3 protein-coding genes are annotated in these 2105 nt (G+C 36.1%); all 3 read right to left on the bottom strand.

Annotated elements, in window-relative coordinates:
* The coding region (locus ACGLXV_RS11300; protein WP_391558661.1) for a hypothetical protein at positions 1 to 266 on the bottom strand (266 nt) is incomplete at its 3' end.
* A 186-nt stretch (positions 267 to 452) separates the two neighbouring features.
* Complete coding sequence (locus tag ACGLXV_RS11305) at positions 453 to 1625, bottom strand: response regulator transcription factor (protein WP_391558662.1); 1173 nt, start codon at positions 1623 to 1625, stop codon at positions 453 to 455.
* Positions 1626 to 2105: sensor histidine kinase (locus tag ACGLXV_RS11310; protein WP_391558663.1), on the bottom strand; the 480-nt coding region annotated here is incomplete at its 5' end.

Genomic DNA, 2105 nt, shown 5'->3' on the forward strand with positions numbered 1-2105 from the left:
TTTGCTGTAATTGCTGCATTCAGCTTATCTATGTATCCTGAACCAGCTCCTGCACGTGTGATGTTTTGTATTTCGACTTTAGGTCCGTCTGGATGAGCCTCATTGTAGCTCTTTACTCGGTCAGCAAACATCTTTCCTTCTGGATGATCTGCTGCAGCTTGTGTCCAAACTACAATTTTGTCACTGCCGCTAGTTTTGTCTGAACTACATGCTACTAACGAAAAGACTAAAGACAGTATTGAAACAAACAATATGAACTTTTTCATACTTCTCCCCCTCGTTCTCTTAATATCTAATCAAGCGCTTTCATTATTGAGATGCGGGTTAGTTTAGCGCTTTCATAAGTTAATAATAAAGTACTTAAAGCGCTTTCAAAATGCGACATTTCTCTAAAAAATGTTTAAATTCTTATTATTGAAAAAGAAAAGCCTCATCACCTAGTAGGGAGAGGCTTACTTATTTTTTACTAGTTTACGATATTCACTTGGTGTTTTTTTCATTTTCCTTTTAAATACTTGGCTGAAGTAGCGCTGATCGGTATAGCCGACTTTTTCGGCAATTTCATAGGTTTTAAGATCTGTATTTTGCAGGAAAAGGCAGGCATATTCCATTCTGACATTTGTTAAATAATCGAGAAATGTAAGACCGGTTTTTTGTTTAAAAAGCAGGCAGAAATAGCTAACACTTAATCCTACTTGTTCGGCTGTCTGTTCCACACCAAGATCTGTTTGAAAGTTATTTCGGATATAGTCGAGCGCCTCTTCCATCATATCTGCAGCTGATTGGCTGGGCTTATATTCTTTCTTTAACCGCTCTTCTGTCAAAACATTGCCACTTATATAGTTTTCATACTTTAGTAATTCCTTGGCAGCATCAACGGAATGCTTTATTTCAAATAACTGTTCAACGACTTTACCAACCGAGATGATGCATGGATCAGAGCCTGCATGAAGAAGCTGGTGTGAAAATGCATCCGTAATATCCACTGCTTGATTGATGAAGTGTTTTGCCATTTCAACGACTACCACCACTTCTCTATCTGACAGCTTGTAAACAAATAGGTTCGCATTCCACTTAGAAAGGAAGTCTGCATTTTTTGTAAAAATGAATTCGATGTCTTCCTTATAGTTTTTTACAATCAATGAGAAATAAAGAGCTTGTTTGTTGTTGATTTGTGCGTCCACTTTCCCTGATGTAATCAGCTTATAAATCGCATATTTCTCATGCTCATACACATTTATTTTTTGCTCTTTTATCTTGTTAAGCGCTCTTTTAACGCAATCTTCCAGTTCGTCATAATCAATTGGCTTTAAAATATAGTCGAACGCGTTATTTTTAATTCCTTCTTTTGCATATTCAAAATCATCATAACCGCTTATTAAAATAACCATTGGTTTATGATCGATCTGATTTACTGTCTTTAACAGTTCAATCCCGTTCATTTCTGGCATTGAAATATCTGTTAATAGAAGATCAACTGGTTGATTTTCGATGATCTCCATGACTTCTTGTCCATTTTCTGCTGTCCCAATGATTTGACAGTCTAATCCGTGCCAATCGATGATTTGTGCAAGATTTTTTAAGATTAACTTTTCGTCATCCGCAATTACTACTTTATATCCCATTTAATCACCTTTAATCGGAAATGAAATTTTAATTACCGTACCCTCATTTTTCGTCGAACAAATGATGAGACCATATTTCTCTCCATAAAAAAGTCTTATCCGCTCATCTACATTGCGCACACCGTGACCATTACTTGCCTGAGTATGATGATTTTCTAGTCTCCACTTATTTAATTCTATTAGAACACGTTCATCAATACCCTTACCATTGTCTTCAATCCATAACTCGCCCTGGCCGTTTGAAACCGTACCTCTAATCTTAATCAGCCCTTCTTCATCATCTCTTTTTGAAAACTCATGGATTAAAATATTTTCTACGAGTGGCTGCAGAATTAGTTTAAGGACGGGATAATGATTCAGCTCTTCCTCTACATCTACTTCAAAAGAAAATCGATTATTAAACCTTATTTTCTGTATTTCCAGATAGCTGATCACATGACGGATCTCATCCTTTACTTTCACTTCATAACCTCCATTAAT

Source organism: Robertmurraya sp., assembly GCF_036676585.1.
Lineage (GTDB): Bacteria > Bacillota > Bacilli > Bacillales > Cytobacillaceae > Robertmurraya_A.

Bases quoted from the DNA above. Each gene is read 5' to 3' on its own strand.
- ACGLXV_RS11305 (WP_391558662.1), bottom strand. From the start codon at position 1,625: ATGGGATATAAAGTAGTAATTGCGGATGACGAAAAGTTAATCTTAAAA.